The 17,127-nt window shown below is 64.4% G+C and carries 15 protein-coding genes; 2 read left to right on the top strand and 13 right to left on the bottom strand.

The features are described from left to right. Nucleotides 1-11: 11 nt before the first annotated feature. The 6 genes from NKJ72_RS10875 to NKJ72_RS10850 are packed head-to-tail and all read right to left on the bottom strand — an operon-like array spanning nucleotide 12 to nucleotide 7,073. Nucleotides 12-473 carry a MarR family winged helix-turn-helix transcriptional regulator gene (locus NKJ72_RS10875; RefSeq protein ID WP_023718174.1) on the bottom strand — a complete coding sequence of 154 codons (462 nt, stop codon included), beginning with the start codon at nucleotides 471-473 and terminating at the stop codon, nucleotides 12-14. Next, complete coding sequence (locus tag NKJ72_RS10870) at nucleotides 470-1,054, bottom strand: amino acid synthesis family protein (RefSeq protein ID WP_352467809.1); 585 nt, start codon at nucleotides 1,052-1,054, stop codon at nucleotides 470-472. Before NKJ72_RS10870 ends, NKJ72_RS10875 begins: the two co-directional genes overlap by 4 nt. Beyond that, nucleotides 1,047-1,922 (bottom strand): UPF0280 family protein, encoded by an 876-nt coding sequence (locus NKJ72_RS10865; protein ID WP_352477018.1) that lies wholly within the window; start codon nucleotides 1,920-1,922, stop codon nucleotides 1,047-1,049. Before NKJ72_RS10865 ends, NKJ72_RS10870 begins: the two co-directional genes overlap by 8 nt. Then, on the bottom strand, nucleotides 1,919-3,463 hold the full coding sequence (locus NKJ72_RS10860) for a 6-hydroxynicotinate reductase (protein ID WP_352477017.1): 1,545 nt from the start codon (nucleotides 3,461-3,463) through the stop codon (nucleotides 1,919-1,921). Before NKJ72_RS10860 ends, NKJ72_RS10865 begins: the two co-directional genes overlap by 4 nt. Next, entirely contained in the window at nucleotides 3,460-6,213 is a 2,754-nt protein-coding gene (locus NKJ72_RS10855; RefSeq protein ID WP_352477016.1) for a molybdopterin-dependent oxidoreductase, read from the bottom strand. The genes NKJ72_RS10860 and NKJ72_RS10855 overlap by 4 nt, the downstream gene beginning before the upstream one ends. Further along, the gene (locus NKJ72_RS10850; protein ID WP_352477014.1) at nucleotides 6,213-7,073 is read right to left on the bottom strand and encodes an FAD binding domain-containing protein; all 861 of its coding nucleotides are present in this window, start codon (nucleotides 7,071-7,073) and stop codon (nucleotides 6,213-6,215) included. Before NKJ72_RS10850 ends, NKJ72_RS10855 begins: the two co-directional genes overlap by 1 nt. A gap of 272 nt (nucleotides 7,074-7,345) precedes the next feature. Here NKJ72_RS10850 and pncA point away from each other — a divergent pair, with 272 nt between their 5' ends. After that, a complete protein-coding gene (gene pncA / locus NKJ72_RS10845) occupies nucleotides 7,346-7,945 on the top strand; it encodes a bifunctional nicotinamidase/pyrazinamidase (protein ID WP_352477013.1) in 600 nt (199 codons plus the stop codon). 32 nt (nucleotides 7,946-7,977) lie between these two features. After that, nucleotides 7,978-9,405: a sodium:proton antiporter gene (locus NKJ72_RS10840; protein WP_352477012.1), complete on the top strand. Its 1,428-nt coding sequence runs from the start codon at nucleotides 7,978-7,980 to the stop codon at nucleotides 9,403-9,405. On the opposite strand, the gene NKJ72_RS10835 is transcribed toward NKJ72_RS10840, so the two are convergent. The 7 genes from NKJ72_RS10835 to pncB all read right to left on the bottom strand — a co-directional run bounded on the left by NKJ72_RS10835 (nucleotide 9,406) and on the right by pncB (nucleotide 17,052). Further along, nucleotides 9,406-10,137 carry an ABC transporter ATP-binding protein gene (locus NKJ72_RS10835; protein ID WP_352477011.1) on the bottom strand — a complete coding sequence of 244 codons (732 nt, stop codon included), beginning with the start codon at nucleotides 10,135-10,137 and terminating at the stop codon, nucleotides 9,406-9,408. Continuing rightward, on the bottom strand, nucleotides 10,130-10,858 hold the full coding sequence (locus NKJ72_RS10830; protein ID WP_352477010.1) for an ABC transporter ATP-binding protein: 729 nt from the start codon (nucleotides 10,856-10,858) through the stop codon (nucleotides 10,130-10,132). The genes NKJ72_RS10835 and NKJ72_RS10830 overlap by 8 nt, the downstream gene beginning before the upstream one ends. Next, a complete protein-coding gene (locus NKJ72_RS10825; RefSeq protein ID WP_352477009.1) occupies nucleotides 10,855-11,817 on the bottom strand; it encodes a branched-chain amino acid ABC transporter permease in 963 nt (320 codons plus the stop codon). Before NKJ72_RS10825 ends, NKJ72_RS10830 begins: the two co-directional genes overlap by 4 nt. Further along, nucleotides 11,814-12,695: a branched-chain amino acid ABC transporter permease gene (locus NKJ72_RS10820; RefSeq protein WP_352477008.1), complete on the bottom strand. Its 882-nt coding sequence runs from the start codon at nucleotides 12,693-12,695 to the stop codon at nucleotides 11,814-11,816. Before NKJ72_RS10820 ends, NKJ72_RS10825 begins: the two co-directional genes overlap by 4 nt. 107 nt (nucleotides 12,696-12,802) lie before the next feature. After that, nucleotides 12,803-14,107 (bottom strand): ABC transporter substrate-binding protein, encoded by a 1,305-nt coding sequence (locus NKJ72_RS10815; RefSeq protein WP_352477007.1) that lies wholly within the window; start codon nucleotides 14,105-14,107, stop codon nucleotides 12,803-12,805. Nucleotides 14,108-14,267: 160 nt separating this feature from the next. Beyond that, nucleotides 14,268-15,725, bottom strand: coding sequence for a hypothetical protein (locus tag NKJ72_RS10810; RefSeq protein WP_352477006.1), 1,458 nt, complete (start codon nucleotides 15,723-15,725; stop codon nucleotides 14,268-14,270). Nucleotides 15,726-15,747: 22 nt separating this feature from the next. Next, nucleotides 15,748-17,052 (bottom strand): nicotinate phosphoribosyltransferase, encoded by a 1,305-nt coding sequence (pncB, locus tag NKJ72_RS10805; protein WP_352477005.1) that lies wholly within the window; start codon nucleotides 17,050-17,052, stop codon nucleotides 15,748-15,750. Nucleotides 17,053-17,127: the final 75 nt, after the last annotated feature.

Below are 17,127 nucleotides of genomic sequence, written 5' to 3'. Positions count from 1 at the left end.
CAGGCAGCAGATTAAGCCAGCTTGGCCAGCAGCTTCATGAAAATGGCCGCCTCCTTGGCGGAAAGCGGCGCCAGCGTTTCCTGCGTGATCTCGCGGGCAAGCGGGATCAGCCGCTCGATCGCGTCGCGACCCTCGGCCGTCAGATTGACCAGCAGGCGCCGTTTGTCGACTTCGTGTTTGCTAAGTTCGACAAAGCCACGCGCTTTCAGCCGGTCGATGACGCCCTTCACGGTCGCCGCATCCATGGCGATCAGGCTGCCAAGCTGGTTCTGCGAGGTCTCGCCAACATCGCGCAATTTGGCCAAAGCGGCAAATTGCGGCGGCGTCAGATCGGCGATGTGTGCGGCGAAGATCGAGACATGGCGCTGATGCGCCTTGCGCAGGATGAAGCCGACCTGCTCCTGCAAGCGATAGTCGTTCTCGTCAGGTTCCTCGGCCTCGACCAGCTTGAGCAGATTGTCTTCGGCGCTCACCGCAGCCCGTCCCATGCCTTGATATCCTTGGCCGCCAGCCCGCCCATGCGGTCGTGCACACGCGGGCCGCAGGTCATTGCGAGGCAGAACAGGATCTCGTCGGGACGCGGGCCATCGCTGATGCCGATTTCCATGGCATCGAAATGGCTGCGCACATAGGCGGCGTTGATGTGGCCGAGCGGCACATCGAGCCGCGCACCGAAAGCGCCGACCTTCTTTGCCGACGGCACGATCGCCTTGGCGTCGCCGAGCCGCTCGCGCATGGCATAGCCGCCCGGCACATGCCACAGCGCGCCATGCTCCAGCTCGCCCGCCATGCCGACGATGGCGCCCTTGCCGTAACCGTCGATCTGTTTCACGTCGCCGCCCAATGCGGCAATAAGCCTGTCGGAGAGCAGCAGCCCGAGCGGCTTCAAATCCTCCATGGCGCTCTGCAGTTCCTCGACGTAACGGCCGGCGAACGGGTTCTTGACCACAGCCATGGCCGCGGCGCGGCGCCGCGGCACCTTCGCCACCGGCCCGCCCTCGTGAAAAATCTCTTCGGTCAGCACGGCGATCTTGCGGATCGGAAACTCAGGCATGAGCAATTTCCCTCTCTAAAGCTTTATCGGCGAGCGCCATCGGACCTGCGATGCGCGCCTGACCGCCGAGGAAAAGCGCCGCGGCGGCAATCAGGCCGCGCCGCCGAAACTCCTCGGCAACGGCAAATCCACTTTCGAGTGCAATAGCGATTTCAGCGGCGGAAAGCGGCCCCACGCCCTGCGTCACCAAACGGTCGCCGAGATCGCTGTCAGGCGCGAGATCGCGCGCCCGTACGCGCCTAACGGCTGGATGACCGGGCAGGTCGACGGCGTTGGCGATCAAGGTCGCGGCGGCATCGGCTTCAGCACCCGTCCGCGCCAGCACCGTGACCGCGTCTGCGATGCCCAGCGAAAAGGAGCGGCCGCGCCAGCCGCTGGTCGCGACGCCGCGGATCCCGTCTTCGGCGCGGATCGTGAGACGATCTGCCAGCCCATGACCTGTCCCGGCAATGGCAAGCGTCATCGACTGCCCGCTGCCGAGATGGATCGCGCTGTCGCCGCCATTGTTGACATAGGCGCGCTCGAGCCGGCGGCCGGCAAGCAGCGCCCCAAGCACTTCGTCGGCTACCGAGCCGGCGACGGCCGCCATCGGTGTGATAAATTGTTTCGCTAGCGGAACGACCGCCGCTTCCATGCGGCGCGCCGTCGGGCCAGCGAAAGGACGTGGCCGCGAGGCGGCCGGGCGCCGTAGTTCGGGCAGCTCTTCGACCAGTTCAACCAGGATTGGCTGGAAGCGCGCCACTGCCTGGCCATAGGCAGTCCGGCATTCGCTTGCCTCGCCGAAGGCCTCGACGATCAGGTCGATCGGCCCATGATTGAGGTGAAGCCTCCGGCCGTCCTCGAGCCAATGCGCCTGCGGGCCGTTCATCGCCCGGCCCCGTTTGCGGCCGCGCGACGCAACTGAGCCAGCGGCGGCCAGGGATTGTCCCGGGGTGCGGCCGTGCCGCGGCGCGGATTGAGATATTCGCCGCCCTTGGCCAGGATATCGTCGACGCTGCGGATTTCGGCTTCGTAGCCGCCAAGCCTGACATAATCGTCGCGGCGCATGGTGAACTCGATCGGCGCCACCAGCGCCGGCGTCGGCACATAGCCGAAGGCGCCTTCCGGCACGCGGGTGACGTCGACCATCAGCGTGATGCCGCCGCCCGGCCAGACATAGACCGGCGCGCCGCCGACCGTCACATAGGTCTTGAGGCCCTGCACCGAGCGGGTCAGATTGACCGGGTTCTCGGTGACGCCGGCGCGCAGCGAGCCGCCGGCGCCGCCGACGAAAAGCACGGTGCAGAGCGCCGGCTCACAATTGTCCTCGATCAGTTCAACCGACTTCCGCAGCCGCTCCGGGAACGGTTTCTGCACAGGCTTCAATTCGTCGTCGAGCTCGTAATAGGCGAATTGCTCGCCGGTGGTCGAGACCATCAGCAGCGACATGCCGGGGCGCGCACCCTTTTTGGCGTTCCATTCACCAAGGATCGACAGCGGGTCGGAGATACTGGTGCCGCCCCAGCCGAGGCCGGGCTCCGACACCTTGAAATAACGGCCCGGCGTCGAACGGCGGCCGATGATCTTGATGCCGGTATCCTGCCAGCCAAGCACCTTGCCGGCCTGATGCTCGGAGACGACGCCGGTGATGTGGTCATCGACCACCACCACCTCGTCGACAAGGCCGCGCCATTGGGTCGCGAACATGCCTATGGTGGCCGAACCGCAGCCGACGCGCATGCGCTGCTCGAGCTTGCCGTCGATGACCGGCGGCTTGCCGGCTTCGACGATGACGGTGGCGCCGCCGTCGATGACGAGTTCGACCGGTTTGCGGTTGCACAGGGCGAGCATGGCGTCGCAGGTGGCGCGCCCTTCAGCCTTCGAGCCGCCGGTCAAATGATGCACGCCGCCCAGCGACAGCATCTGCGAGCCGTATTCGCCGGTGGTGACATGGCCGATCGCCTCGCCTTGGGCACGGACCGTCGCCGTTTCGGGGCCGATATGACGGTCGGTGTCGATCTTCACCTTGACGCCGCAATAGGAGAAGATGCCCTCGGTGACGACGGTGACCAGATCGACGCCTTCGACCTCCTGGCTGACGATGAAGGGCGCCGGCTTGTAATCGGGATAGGTGGTGCCGGCGCCGATGGCGGTGACGAAGCGGCGGCCGGTGTTGACCAGTTCGCCGTTCCATGCCTCGCCTTCTTCGGCAAAGGGTACGATTGCGGCTCCGGTCTCGGCCGCGTGATCGAGGATGGTCAGCGGATCCATCCGCACGATCCTGCCGCCAACATTGCCGTAGCGGTCGCAGGCGCCGGTGCGGCCATCGGCGATGTAGCACATGACCGGACAGGCATCGCAGCGGATCTTCTCGGCCACCAGCTTCTCGCCGGGATCATGCGTCTCGAAGCGTTCGGCAAGCTCGCTCATCGGGGCGCCTCCTTGTCGAGGATGGCGGCGCGGATGCGGGTCGGCGTCGCCGGAATTTTGGTGACCAGCACACCTGTTGCATGGCGGATGGCGTTGAGGATCGCCGGCGCCGTCGGAATCAGCACATGCTCGCCCAACCCCTTGGCCCCGAAGGGTCCTTCCGGATCCGGAACTTCTATCAGGATGGTCTCGATCGGCGGCACGTCGCCGATCGTCGGGATCAGATAGTCGTGCAGGTTTTCGGTGCGGCCGGGGATATATTCTTCCATCAGCGCCATGCCGATGCCCTGGGCGATGCCACCCTCAATCTGGCCCTCGGCAAGCAAGGGATTGATGGCCTTGCCGACATCGTGGGCGGCGGTGATTTTTATCAGCTTCACGGTGCCGAGCTTGAGATCGACCTCCAGTTCGGCGATCTGAGCGCCATAACCATAGACGGCGTAAGGCTTGCCCTGACCTTTTGCATCGAGCGGCTGTGTCGGCGGGTCGTAGCTTTCCTCGGCCCGGAAGACAAAACCTTCGGCGTCTGCCTTCAGCGAGGAAAGATCGATGCGGCGCGTCGCTTCGCCTTCCCTAATGCTCAGGCTTGTGCCGTCCAGCGCAATCGCCGCCTTTTGCGAGACATTGGCAAAACGCAAGATCTCCTCGCGCAAGGCGCGGCCGGCCTTTTCGGCGGCCTTGCCGGTGACGAAAGTCTGGCGCGAGGCCGAGGTCTTGCCGGCGTCGGGGGTGATCGCCGTATCAGCGCCTTTCAGCCGCAACTTCTCCAATTGCAGACCCAACGCGTCGGCGCAGATCTGCGCGATGACGGTGTTGGAGCCTTGCCCGATATCGACCGCCCCCTGATGCAGGACGACTTCGCCCGATATCGAGATGCCGACCTTGATGGTCGACGGATTGGGCAGCGAGGTGTTGCCGCAGCCGTACCAGCAAGAAGCGATGCCGACGCCGCGTTTTTTGATGCTGCTACCGGCATTGAACGCTTCGGCATCGCGAACGGCACGCTGCCAATGTGAACGGAGGGCCTCCAGGCAGTCGGCGATGCCGACACCCGACTCAAGCCGCTGCCCGGTAACTGTTTCGGATCCGTTCCGAAGGCAGTTCTTCAGGCGAAAGGCGAGCCGATCCATGCCGAGCTTGTCGGCCAGCTCGTCATAGAGGGTCTCCTGCATGATCGTCGCCTGCGGCACGCCGAAACCGCGAAAGGCGCCGGCAATCGGGCCGTTGGTGTGGATGGCACGGCCTTCGGCGCGATAGTTCGGCGTAGCATAGGGGCCGGAGGCGTGCACCGGCACGCGGTTGGCGACCGTCGGCCCCCAGCTGGCATAGGCGCCGGTGTTGAAATCGCCGGCGAAGACCATGCCGGTGACACGGCCGTCGGCATCGGCGCCGATGCTCGCTCTCATCAGGGCCGGATGGCGCTTGGTGGTCGAGATCATCGATTCGGTGCGGCTGTAGGCGAGCGCCGCCGGCCGGCCGGTTTTCATGGCGACGAGGCCGATGAGCGGTTGCAGCGAGACGTCGAGCTTCGAGCCGAAGCCGCCGCCGGTCGCGGTCGGCACGATGCGCACCTTTTCCGGGGTAAGGCCGAGCACTTTTGCCGTGTCGTCACGGTCCATATAGGGCGCCTGCGTGCAGGCGACGACGACCAGCGTGTCGCCGTCCATGAAGGCATAGCCGGCTTCCGGTTCGATATAGGCGTGCTCGACATAGGAGGTGTCGATGGCGCCAGAAACGACGAAAGCCGCACCGGCAAGCGCGGCTTCGGGGTCGCCACGCTCGACAAAGCCGGAGGTGAGCAGGTTCGCGGGCCGGTTTTCATGGACCAGTGGCGCGCCGCCGGCCTGCGCTTCGCCAGTTTCCAGAAAATGCGGCAACTCGGTCCAACTGACAGGGAAATCGGCCAGGTCGAGATCGAGGATAGCCTCGCGTTCGCCGGCAACCAGCGCCACCGCCTCGCCGCGAAAGCGCGAAACCCCTTCGGCCAGCGCCGGCTGGTCGGCGAAGGGCGCGATGACGCCGAAACAATTCTTTCCCGGAATGTCGGCGGCGGTGAAGACGCCGGCAATGCCGGGACGGGATTTCACCCAGCTGCCGAGATCGCCGAAGCTGAAGGCGGCATGATAGTGCGGTGAGCGGACCACCAGCACCGACAGCGCATCGGCGGGGAAGGAATCGCCGCCGAATTTTTCGCCGCCAGTGACTTTCGGCACGCCATCGAGGCGGATCGGGGAGGAGCCGACGGCATGGCCAGAGGATGGCATGCGCTGATCGAGACCGCCGTCGTGGCGCCAAGCATCCATCACCGCCGCGACGATCTTGCGGTAGCCGGTGCAGCGGCAGAGTACACCGCCGAGCGCATCCTGCGTTTCAGCCTCGCTCGGGTAAGGCGTCCTGTCCAGGAGTGCCGTTGCGGCGACCAGCAGGCCGGGCGTGCAGGCGCCGCACTGTGCTGCGCCATGGCTGAGAAACGAGGCCTGCAGTGCCGACAGCCTGCCATTGCCGAGACCTTCGACGGTCGTCACGACGGTGCCGGAGGCGGAAGCCGCGGGCATCAGGCAGGCGCAGACCGGCTCGCCGTCGACCAGCACCGTGCAGGCGCCGCAATCGCCGGCATCACAGCCGACCTTGGTGCCGGTCAGCCGCAGCTCGTCGCGCAACACCGCGGACAGCCGCCGCACCGGCGGCACGCAAACGCTGACGGCGGCGCCATTGACCTCGAAGGCGATGTCGGCGCGCTCCATCCCCATCAGGCCACCGCCCTTTCGCCAGGGATTGCGCCCACAGCACCAAGCACAGCACGGACGACGATCTCGCGCGCCGCATCCAGCCGATATTCGGCGCTGCCGCGTACGTCGCCGATCGGCGACAGCTCGTCCATCGGCGCGGATTGGATCGCAGTGGCCAGCGCGGGGCCGACGGGCAGGCCGTGCAGCGCCGCCTCGACACTCGCCAGGCGCCTGGCGAGTGTCGAGCAGGACCCGACGGCGACGGCCGCGTTCCTGACGATACCATTTTCGACGGCCAGGCGTGCGGCGGCCATGGCGATGGAGATGACGAGATAACGCCGCGCGCCGAGTTTCACGAAGGCGGAGCCGCCGGCGGTAGCAGGTTTGGGAATACGGATTGCCGTCACCATTTCGCCGGACTGCAGAGCGGTGCGACGGTTGCCAAGGATGAACTTTGCAAGGGGCAGATGCCGGGTCGCGACCGAGGAACGCAGTTCGACTTCGGCATCGAGCACCAGCAGCGCCGGCACACCGTCGGCGGCCGGCGAGGCATTGCAGAGATTGCCGGCTATCGAGGCAACGTTTTGGATCTGCACCGAGCCGACTTCCCGCGCCGCCTGCTTCAGCGCGTCGAAGGCCGCCGGCAGTGGATGACGGACGAGATCGGTCCAGGCGGTGCGGGCGCCAATGAGCCAATGGTTTTCGGCTTCGGCAATGCCGCGCAATGCCGCCAAGCCATTGATGTCGAGGATATTGTCGCGGAAAGGCTTGCTGCCCTGTGCCGGGTAAAAATCGGTGCCGCCGGCAAGGATGCGCCATTGTCCTTCGCCCAGCAACGCGAGGGCGTCGTCGACCGTCGTGGGTTTTGCGTAACGGATCACGCTTTGCCTTCCCAGAATGGGCTTCCCGAGAGGGGATCCTGCCGAAAGACTTTCCCGAGCATTCAAGGCAGGAAATTCATTCGTATGCAAATGATATCAAGCCGGCAGGAATTGTCAAAGCCAGAGTTTGCACGGCTGTTGGCACCGGTGCGCCCGGAACGCATTTGTTATGCCGTGAGAGGTTGACGCAGCCGGCCATCTGGTCAAGTTTCTGCGTCCGGTCGCGTTTTCATTGGAGCCTAAGCTCAGGACGAAGAAAATAAGGAGGCTCCATGGCCGACAAAGCGCTTGTCATTATCGACCTGCAGAACGATTTCTGCCCAGGTGGCGCCCTGGAAGTGGCCGGTGGTGACGAAATCGTGCCGTTGGTCAATGATCTGATCCGGCGGACCGAGCACGTCCTGCTGACGCAGGACTGGCACCCTGCCGGCCATTCGAGCTTTGCCTCCAGCCACCCCGGCAAGCGACCGTTCGAAACGATCGACATGCCTTATGGCGAGCAGACGCTGTGGCCTGATCACTGCATCCAGGGCAGCCTTGGTTCGGACTTCCATTCCGGCTTGGCCTGGAGCAAGGCCGAGCTGGTGATCCGCAAGGGGTTCCGTCCTGCGATCGACAGCTATTCGGCATTCTTCGAGAACGACCGGACGACGCCGACCGGCCTTGCCGGCTATCTCCGGGAGCGGAATATCGATACGCTGACCCTGGTCGGCCTGGCGACGGATTTCTGCGTCGCCTTTTCGGCGCTCGACGCGGTCAAGCTCGGCTTTGCAACGTCGGTGCGGCTCGACGCCTGCCGCGGCATCGATCTCAACGGCTCCATGGAGACGATGCTGGGCCGGATGCGCGATGCCGGCGTGGCACTGATTTGAACGTCATCCAGCCGAACCTTTTGAGGGGCTTCATGCGGTTTGCGGCGTTGACGGCAGGTGCTGCACTTATTGCCGCAATCCTTTCTCCGGGAGCGGTTCTCGCGGCCGAAGCGCACGAATTGCCGGGCGCCGCCATGTCGCTGTGGTGGGTGTTGCCGTTTGCCGGGCTGTTGCTTTGCATCGCGACCGGCCCGCTGCTGTTCCATCATGCCTGGGAGCACCATTACGGCAAGATCGCTGCCTTCTGGGCAGCATTGGTGATCGGGCCGCTGGCAATCGCCTTCGGCATCCCGTCGGCCACGCAGGCGGTGCTGCATGCGCTGCTCACCGAATACATGTCGTTCATCATCCTGCTGTTTGCGCTGTTCACCATTTCGGGCGGCATCTTCGTTGCCGGCAACATACACGGCACGCCGCTGGTCAATGCCGGGCTGTTGCTGGGCGGGGCGGTGCTTGCCTCGATCATCGGCACAACCGGCGCCTCGATGATCCTGATCCGGCCGCTCATCCGCGCCAACGATAACCGGCGCTTCAACGCCCATGTCGTCATCTTCTTCATCTTCCTGGTGTCCAACATCGGCGGCTCGCTGACGCCGCTCGGCGATCCGCCGCTGTTCGTCGGCTTTCTGCGCGGCGTCGATTTCTTCTGGACGACAGTTCACCTGTTGCCCGAGACGCTGTTCGTCGCCGGCGTGGTGCTGATGGTTTTCCTGGCGATCGACATCATCATGCATCATCGGGAGGAAGGCGCGCCGAAGATCAAGGATCCGACGCCCGACAGCAAGGTGCGCATCCGCGGCCTGGCCAACATCCCGCTGCTGGCCGGTGTAATCGCCGCGATCCTGATTTCTGCTGCCTGGAAGCCGGGAGTGAGTTTCGCTTTTCAGGGCGTCAGCCTCGAGCTGCAGAATCTGGTGCGCGACGCCGTCATCCTGATACTGGCCTTCATGTCGCTTGTCGTCTCGCCGAAGGAGTTTCGCGGCGCAAACGCCTTCAGCTGGGGGCCGATCGCCGAGGTGGCGAAGCTGTTCGCCAGCATCTTCATCTGCATCGTTCCGGTCGTCGCCATATTGCGGGCCGGCCTCGACGGCGCGCTGGCGCCGTTGGTGCTGCTGGTCAGTTCGCCGACCGGCGCGCCCGACAATCTCGCGTATTTCTGGCTGACCGGAGCGCTGTCGTCCTTCCTCGACAATGCGCCGACCTATCTGGTGTTCTTCGAACTGGCCGGCGGCGATGCACAGCATCTGATGACCGAGCTCGCCTCGACGCTGGCGGCGATCTCGGCAGGCGCGGTGTTCATGGGCGCCAACACCTATGTCGGCAACGCGCCGAATTTCATGGTCTACGCCATTGCCAGGCATCGCGGCATCAAGATGCCGAGCTTCTTTGGCTATATGGCGTGGTCGGGCGCAGTGCTGATCCCGACTTTCCTGCTCGCCGGCTTGCTGTTTTTTGCCTGATCAGCCGACGCCGACATAGCGACGGACCGCCGAGGGATCGGCACGCAGTTCCTCGACATCGACCGTCTCGCGGTTGCGGCCGTTCTCGATGAAGCAAACGCGGTCTGCGACCGAGAGCACGGCGTCGACGCGCTGCTCGACAAGAATTGTCGACACGCCGAGCGCTCGCAGTTTCGACACGGTTTCGCGGATCTTGGCGATCATCGACGGCATCAGCCCTTCGGTCGGTTCATCGAGCAGGAGCACCTGCGGTTCCAGACACAGGGCGCGGGCCATGGCCAGCATCTGCTGCTCGCCGCCGGACAGCGTGCCGGAACGCTGCCTGAGGCGCTGGCGCAGCAGCGGGAAAAGATCGAGCACGTTCTCGCGCGTCGCCTTGCCCTTGTTGCGAGCCATCAGGCCGATCTCGATGTTTTCCGCCACAGTCATCTCGGCGAACAGCCGCCGGCCCTGCGGCACGTAGGCGACGCCGGCCTTGGGCACCTCATGTGCCGGCAGGCCGGTCAATTCCCGGGCTTCGAGCCGGATCGAGCCGGCGCTTGCCGGCACCAGGCCCATGATCGCCTTCAGGGTCGTCGTCTTGCCGGCGCCGTTGCGGCCGAACAGGCAGAGCACCTCGCCCTCGTTCAACACAAGATCCAAGCCATAGAGCACCTGGACTTCGCCATAGAAGCAATCGAGCCCGGATATGGTCAACGTCTTGGACTGGGCCTTGGACTGGACCTCAGCCATGGGTGGTCCCCAGATAGGCGTCCTGCACCGCGGCATTGGCGCGGATCTGCTCGGGCGTGCCTTCAGCCAAGATCCGGCCGGCGTTGAAGACGGTGATGCGGTCGGCGAGCTGCATGACCACCGGCATGTTGTGCTCGATCAAAAGCACGGTGGCACTATCGGCGATCTCGCGCACCAACTCGATGAAATTGTCGATCTCGCTATCGGCCAGCCCTTGCGTCGGTTCGTCGAGGATCAGCAGCCGCGGCTTCAGTGCCAGTCCCATTGCCACTTCCAGCAGCCGCTGGTGACCGTAGGACAATTGCCCGGCCGGCATTTGCGCCCGGTCGGCAAGGCCGGTGCGCTCGAGAGCCGCCATGACCCCGGTGTGAACCGCGCCCTTCGAGCGGCCGTCGGTCAGCGTGCGCTGCACCGGCAGGGCAACATTGTCGTAGGCGCTGAGATTGGCAAAGACGCTGGTGATCTGGAACGTGTAGGCGATGCCAAGGCGAACCCTGGCGTAGGCAGGCAGGCTGGTGATGTCGGCGCCGTCGAAGACGACCATGCCCGACGAGGGCTGGATGCGGCCACTGACCAGGCTGACGAAGGTGGTCTTGCCGGCACCGTTGGGGCCGATGATGGCGCGGATCTCGCCCGGCATCAGCGCGAAGTCGACGCCGTCGACGGCGCGCAAGCCGCCGAAACTGCGCGACAGGCCTTTGGTGGTAAGCAGCGGCATCATGGCAACCACCCGAGCCAGCGCTGGCGGATGCTGCCGAGAATGCCTCTCGGGAAGAACAGCACCAGCAGGATGAGCGCTATGCCGACGATCAGCAGATAGGCCGAGGTGTAGCCGCTGGCGACGTCGATGACATAATACATGAACAGCGTGCCGATCAGCGGACCGAGCGTGGTGGCGGCACCGCCCAGCAGCACCCAGAGCAGCGGCAGGATGGAATACTGCACCGAAGCGAAGCTCGAGCCGACATAGCCGAACAGCAGCGCATAGGCGGCGCCGGAAGCCGCGCAGATGCTGCCGGAGATGACGACGGCGGCAAGCTTGCTGGAGAACGTGTCGTAGCCGAGCATCTTGGTCCGCTCCTCGTTCTCGCGGATGGCGACCAGCACACGGCCATAGCCGGAGCGGACTATCGCCAGGCTTATGAGCAGCACGATCGAGAACAGTGCCAGCGCACTCATATAGCGCACGGTCGGGTTGGTGAGGTCGAATGACGTGCTGCCCAGGACAAGGACCCGCATCGGCTGCGGCACCACCAAGCCCTGGTCGCCGCCGGTCCAGGCGGCGAAATAAAGAATGAGGAGATAAAATACCTGAGCGAACATCATGGTGACGATCATGAAGGCGACGCCGGAGGTGCGCAGCGCCAGCAGCCCGATCACCAGCGCAAGCAGCGCGCCGCAGGCAAGCCCGGCTGCGAAGGCGGCCGGCACGCTCCAGCCGAGATGGATGACGGCAAGGCCGGCGCCATAGAGCCCGGCTGAAAAGAACATGGCATGGCCGAGGCTGAGCAGCCCGACATAGCCGAACAGCAGATTGTAGCCGATGGCGAAGACCGCCAGCACCATAATGCGGGCGAGCAGGCCGTGATGATATTCCGGCAGGACAAAACTAAGCCCGAAAAGCAGGGCGATGACGCCGAGATGCAGCGCATATGGCTTTGCCGGCGAAGCATCCTTCATCGCGATGCTGTCCCGAACAGGCCCTGCGGCCGGAACACCAGCACCATGGCGACAAGCAAGGTGGCTATGATCTTGGCCAGCGTCGGCGAGAAGAACACCGAGATAATGCCGTCGGACAGTCCGATCAGCACTGCGGCGAGCACCGTGCCGCGCAACGAGCCGAGGCCGCCGATGATGACGACGATGAACGAGAGCAGCAGCGGGTCCTGCCCCATCAGATAATGCGCCTGGCTGATCGGCACGATCAGTACCGCGGCCACAGCCGCCAGGATGGCGCCGAGCGCGAAAACGCCGGCATAGACTCTGGTCACCGGGATGCCGAAGGCCTGCGCCGTCTCGCTGTCATATTGCGTGGCGCGCATGACGAGGCCGATTTTCGTGCGCGTCAGCACCAGCCAGGTCGCGATCAGCAGCAGCGCCGACGCGGCGATGATCGACAGCTTGTAGCCGGAATAGCCGAACCACGGCAGGAGGATGCGGTAGCTGAACGGCGGCTCGACCGGCCGCGCCTCCGGGCCGTAGAAGGTCAGCGCCAATTGCTGGATGATGTAGAGCATGCCGATGGTGGCGACGATGGTGGCTTCCGGATTGTAGTTGAGCCGGCGCAGCACCAGCCGTTCGGCGACCAGCGCGATCAGGCCGACGATCAGCGGCGCCAGCACCAGGGCGGCCAGGAAGCCGAGCGCCGGATGGCCGGATATCGCCGTAGAGATTGCCCAGGCAAGCACCGCGCCCAGCATGAAGAACTCGCCATGCGCGACATTGACAACGCGCATGACGCCGAACACCAGCGACAACCCGAGCGCCGTCAGCGCCAGCACGGCGGAGGTGACGAGACCTTCGAGGGCGGCGAGGAGCAGGTGAGGTCCGAAGTGCATCGGCTAAGCACCGGCGGATGCGCAAAGCACCCCCCTCTGGCCTGCCGGCCTGGCCGCAAGGCCAGAGGGGGGTGTCTTGGCGCTCACGCTTGCTGCGGCAGCCAAGCTCACAGCGCCTGCGTCGTGTAATCCCCTTCCGGCTCGTAGAGGCCGTCCTCGATCTTGGTCTTGTGGACGACATTCAGCCGGCCGCCTTCGACCTTGGAGATGTTCTGGATGCCAAAACACTGGTGGATCTTGCCGTTGAAGGTTTTCGGCCCCTGCGGATGCTCGGGCCCTTCGGCGAACTCGGTCAATGCCTCGGTCGCCTCGACCAGCTTGGCGCGGTCTTCCGGGCCCTTGTAGCCGGCATCTTCCATCGCCTTCTTGACGACATAGAGCGTTTCCCAGCAGCCGAACATATGCGCGGCGGTGGAGACGTCCTTGGGGTCGCCGACGGCGGCACCATTGTCGTCGATGCTGACGGCGGCGCGATAGGCCTTCTGCGCGGGGGAATCGTCGGGCTGGGCGTAGCGCGGCGAGCCTTCCCAGAAATGGCTGCCGTCGAGGAATTCGAGGCCGGGGCTGTTGATGTCCGTAGCTTCGAGCGAATCGATGAAGCCGAACAATTGTGGCCGATTGGAGCCGTAGAACTCGCCGAGCTCCTTGACGAAGGTGAGCACCGCCGGGCCGACCATGACGTGGTAGATCACCTCAGTCTCCGCGGGGATCTGCGGGAAATATTTGGTGAAGGAGGATTCCGTCGGGGGGATGGCGATCTGGGCGATAACCTCGGCGCCTTGCGCCTTCAGGGCCGGCGGCAGGTAGTCGCGATGGTCGTAGCCGAACGCGAAATCGGGAAATATCTGCGTCACCTTCTTGCCGGCATTGGCGGCAATCCACGGCGCCATCGACTGGATCTGGCTCTTCACATCGGTGATGCCGGGCTGGAAGACGTAGCGGTTCAACTTGGTCGACGCGACGTGGTGGCCTTCGCTAACGACGAAATAGGGCATCTTGGCCTCGCCGGCGGCCGGCGCCGAGCCGATGACGACATGCGAAAACAGCGTGCCGTAGACGATGTCGGTCTTGTGCTGGGAGGCGAACTTGCCGACGACTTCGGCGCCCCGGCCGGGATCGGTGCCGTCATCCTCGATGATCACCTCGACCGGCCGGCCGTTGATGCCGCCAGCATCGTTGATAGCCTTGACGGCAGCGGCCGTGGTCTTCTCGTACCAGCGGCCATAGGCGGCGCCGATGCCGGTGCGGTGCGACTGAAAGCCGATCTTGATCGGCGCCGAGCTCTGCGCCTGGCTGTAACGCACGAAACCCGGCGCGACGGCAAGACCGGCGCCGGCGGCAAGGCCCTTCAGCGCCGTGCGGCGGGTGAGAGCGGATCTGGAGAGATCGAAAAACCCATTCTTGTCAGTCACGGCAGTTCCCCTTTTTTGAGCTTTGACCAATGGCTGTAGCAGGCAGGCCACTCTTGTTAAGAGGGGCGAAAATTGCATGTGTACAAACTAAATCACCAAAGCTCTGACGTGGCAAGCGAGCTTTCCCCAAGGTTCGATTGACGGCCATCGCGCACCTCGTTCATCCGGCGCTCGGCGTCGCAAGCAGCCATAGGCCGAGCACGGTATAGGCAATCATCAGCACGGTGAGCGGGAACTGGCTGAGCGCGGCGCGAGCCGGACCGGGATGCAGCCGCCAGGCCAAGCCATGAGCGACAAGCACTGCAAGCATGTGGCCGGCCATGATGACGCCGGCCTGGAGGTTCCACAGCCACCACGCCGAGCCGGCGCCGGCGACAACGCCGGCTTCAATTGACATGTCGGCGGTACCGAACAGGTTCCAGCCCAGCGCAAGCGGGTCGGAAAGAGCGGCAATCGCATATTGGCCGTCGACCAGCAGCGCCGTCAGATAATGCGCGAAGTGGTAGGCGAGCGCGATCGGTACGATCGACCAGACCAAAAGCCCGGCGGCGTGACCGAGCGAATGCTTGCTGCCGGCAAGGTGCTGGCCAAGAAAGACGGCGAGCGCGAACACGGCTGCAAGCACGGCAAAGCTCAGCGCAAGGCCGAAACTGCCGATGCCGATCAAAGCGGTGCGTCCAGGAAACTCCAGCGGATTGATGCCGAACCAGCCTAGCCAGAAGAAGGTTTTCGACAGGCCGTCGAAGGACACAGACGACAGCGCAAGCAGCAGGAAAGCGACGCCGCTGAGCGGTAGCGGCGCGGCGCCGAGCAGCTTGGCACCCGGCCAGCAGAGTTTGAGCCGGCCGTCCTCGTTGCGCTCGACGATGGCGAAGTGCCCTACCATGGAAAAGAACACCGTCAGGAACTCGCCGCGCCGGCTCCAGTCGCGGTATCCGAAGACCTGCATGGCGGCAAAGCTCAGCAGCCAATAGGCGCCGGCCGCCCAGGCCAGCCGCGCCGGATCGTCGGGCGCAGGGTCGATCAGCTCGAACCAGGCGAAGGCGAAGAACAGCACGAAAGCCGGCCAATAGCCGAGCCACTGGGGGAGCAACTGCGGCTGCGATCTGCCGAACCGGTGCGAGACGACGCGGCACGGCCCGTACCACGGATTGGCCCACGACCAGAGATCGCCGGCCAACCCCTGCAACAGAGCCAACCCAACCCAGAGCAATGTCCATACGGTCAGCGGCAGCGGATTGGAGAGCGGATCGCGGCTGCCGAACAGGCCGGCGGCAATCAGAATTGCAAAGCCGGCAAAGGATACCAGGCTGGCGGCAGTCCGCGCGCCGTCGCCAAAGGCGAAAAGCGGCAGGCGTTTGCGCCAGAAGCGGTCGAGGGAGTCCGGCGGGAGTAGAGTGAGGATCAGGAAGCTGGCGGCAACGGCGAGCGCGCCACCCACGGCGTAGTAACCGGTGGGAAGCAGCAGGACGTGGCCGCGGTCGGAGGCATGGGCGAAGGCGGGAGTGGGCGAGAATGCAAAGGCAACAACGACGAGAGCTAGACTGTAACGACGGGGCTCTACGGCGCCCCCCTCTGTCCTGCCGGACAGGACAGAGGGGGGCGCGAAGGAACTCATACTACGCAAGAGTCCCCCCACCTCACACTTTCACCAGTTGCTCCACGCGATCCTTCTGGCCGAATATCCGCAAATAGCGCTCGATCTCTTTCTCGTCGCCGGTCGACTTGGCCGGATTGTCGGAAAGCTTGACCGCCGGCCTGCCGTTGGCTTCGGTGACCTTGCAGACCAGCGAGATGGCGTCTAGCCGGTTGGTCTCGGTCGGCGCGCAGCCCTCGAAATCATTGGTCAGGTTGGTGCCCCAGCCGAAGGACATGCGCACCTTGCCGCGGAAGTGGCGGTAGGTCTCCTCGATGGTCTCGACCTCTAGCCCATCCGAGAAGATGAGCAGCTTCTGCTTGGGGTCCTTGCCCTTTTCGCGCCACCAGGAAATGATCTTCTCGCCGCCTTCGATCGGCGGTGCGCTGTCGGGGCGGAAGCCGGTCCAGTCGGCGACCCAGTCCGGTGCATCGCGCAGGAACGCCGCGGTGCCGAAGGTGTCCGGCAGTACGATAAGCAAGTTACCGCCGTAGTAGCGCTGCCAGTCCTGCAGCACGTTGTAGGGCGACTGTTTCAATTCCTTTTCCGAATTGGTGAGCGCGGCGAACACCATCGGCAGTTCATGCGCGTTGGTGCCGAGCGCCTCGAGATCGTTGTCCATGGCGAGCAGCACATTGGAGGTGCCGGTGAAGGCCTCGCCGATGCCCTCCTTCAACGCTTCGACGCACCAGCGCTGCCACAGGAAAGAATGGCGGCGGCGGGTGCCGAAATCCGAGATGCGGATGCCGGGCAGCGCCTTCAGCCGCTCGGTCTTGGCCCACATCTTGGCCTTGGCGCGGGCATAGAGCACGTCGAGCGCGAACGGCCCGAACGCCCGCATGGCCGCGCGCGATCGAAGTTCATTGATAATTGCCAGCGCCGGGATCTCCCACAGCGTCGTGTACATCCACGGGCCGCTGAAGGCGAGTTCGTATTGGCCGTCGCGCTTGGAAAGCTCGTATTCGGGCAGTCGGAAATTTTCCAGCCAGGCGAGGAATTCCGGTTCGAAGATCTGCTTGCGGCCATAGAAGGTGTTGCCGCCGAGCCAGATCATCTCTTTCTTCGAGAAGCGCAAGGTGCGGGCATGGTCGAGCTGCTCGCGCAGCTCCGTCTCATCGATCTCCTCGGCAAGGCGGACCGAGGTGGTTCGGTTGATCAGCGTGAAGGTGGCGTCGACCTTGGGATACATGCCCCAGATCATCTGCAGCATCAGAAGCTTGTAGAAATCGGTGTCGAGCAAGCTACGGACGATCGGGTCGAGCTTCCAGGTGTGGTTGTAGACGCGCCGCGCTATATCGGTCTTTGCCATCGCTCAATGCGCCTTCGCTGCTCGCTCTAGCTTTTGTCTATCGCAATTCCGGATGGAAAACCGCTGGGCACTTTT

Source organism: Mesorhizobium sp. M0045, from assembly GCF_040323385.1.
In the GTDB taxonomy this organism is placed as follows: Bacteria; Pseudomonadota; Alphaproteobacteria; order Rhizobiales; family Rhizobiaceae; genus Mesorhizobium.
The sequence above is the reverse complement of the archived record's forward strand: the minus strand, read 5'-3'. Positions and strand labels throughout refer to the sequence as shown.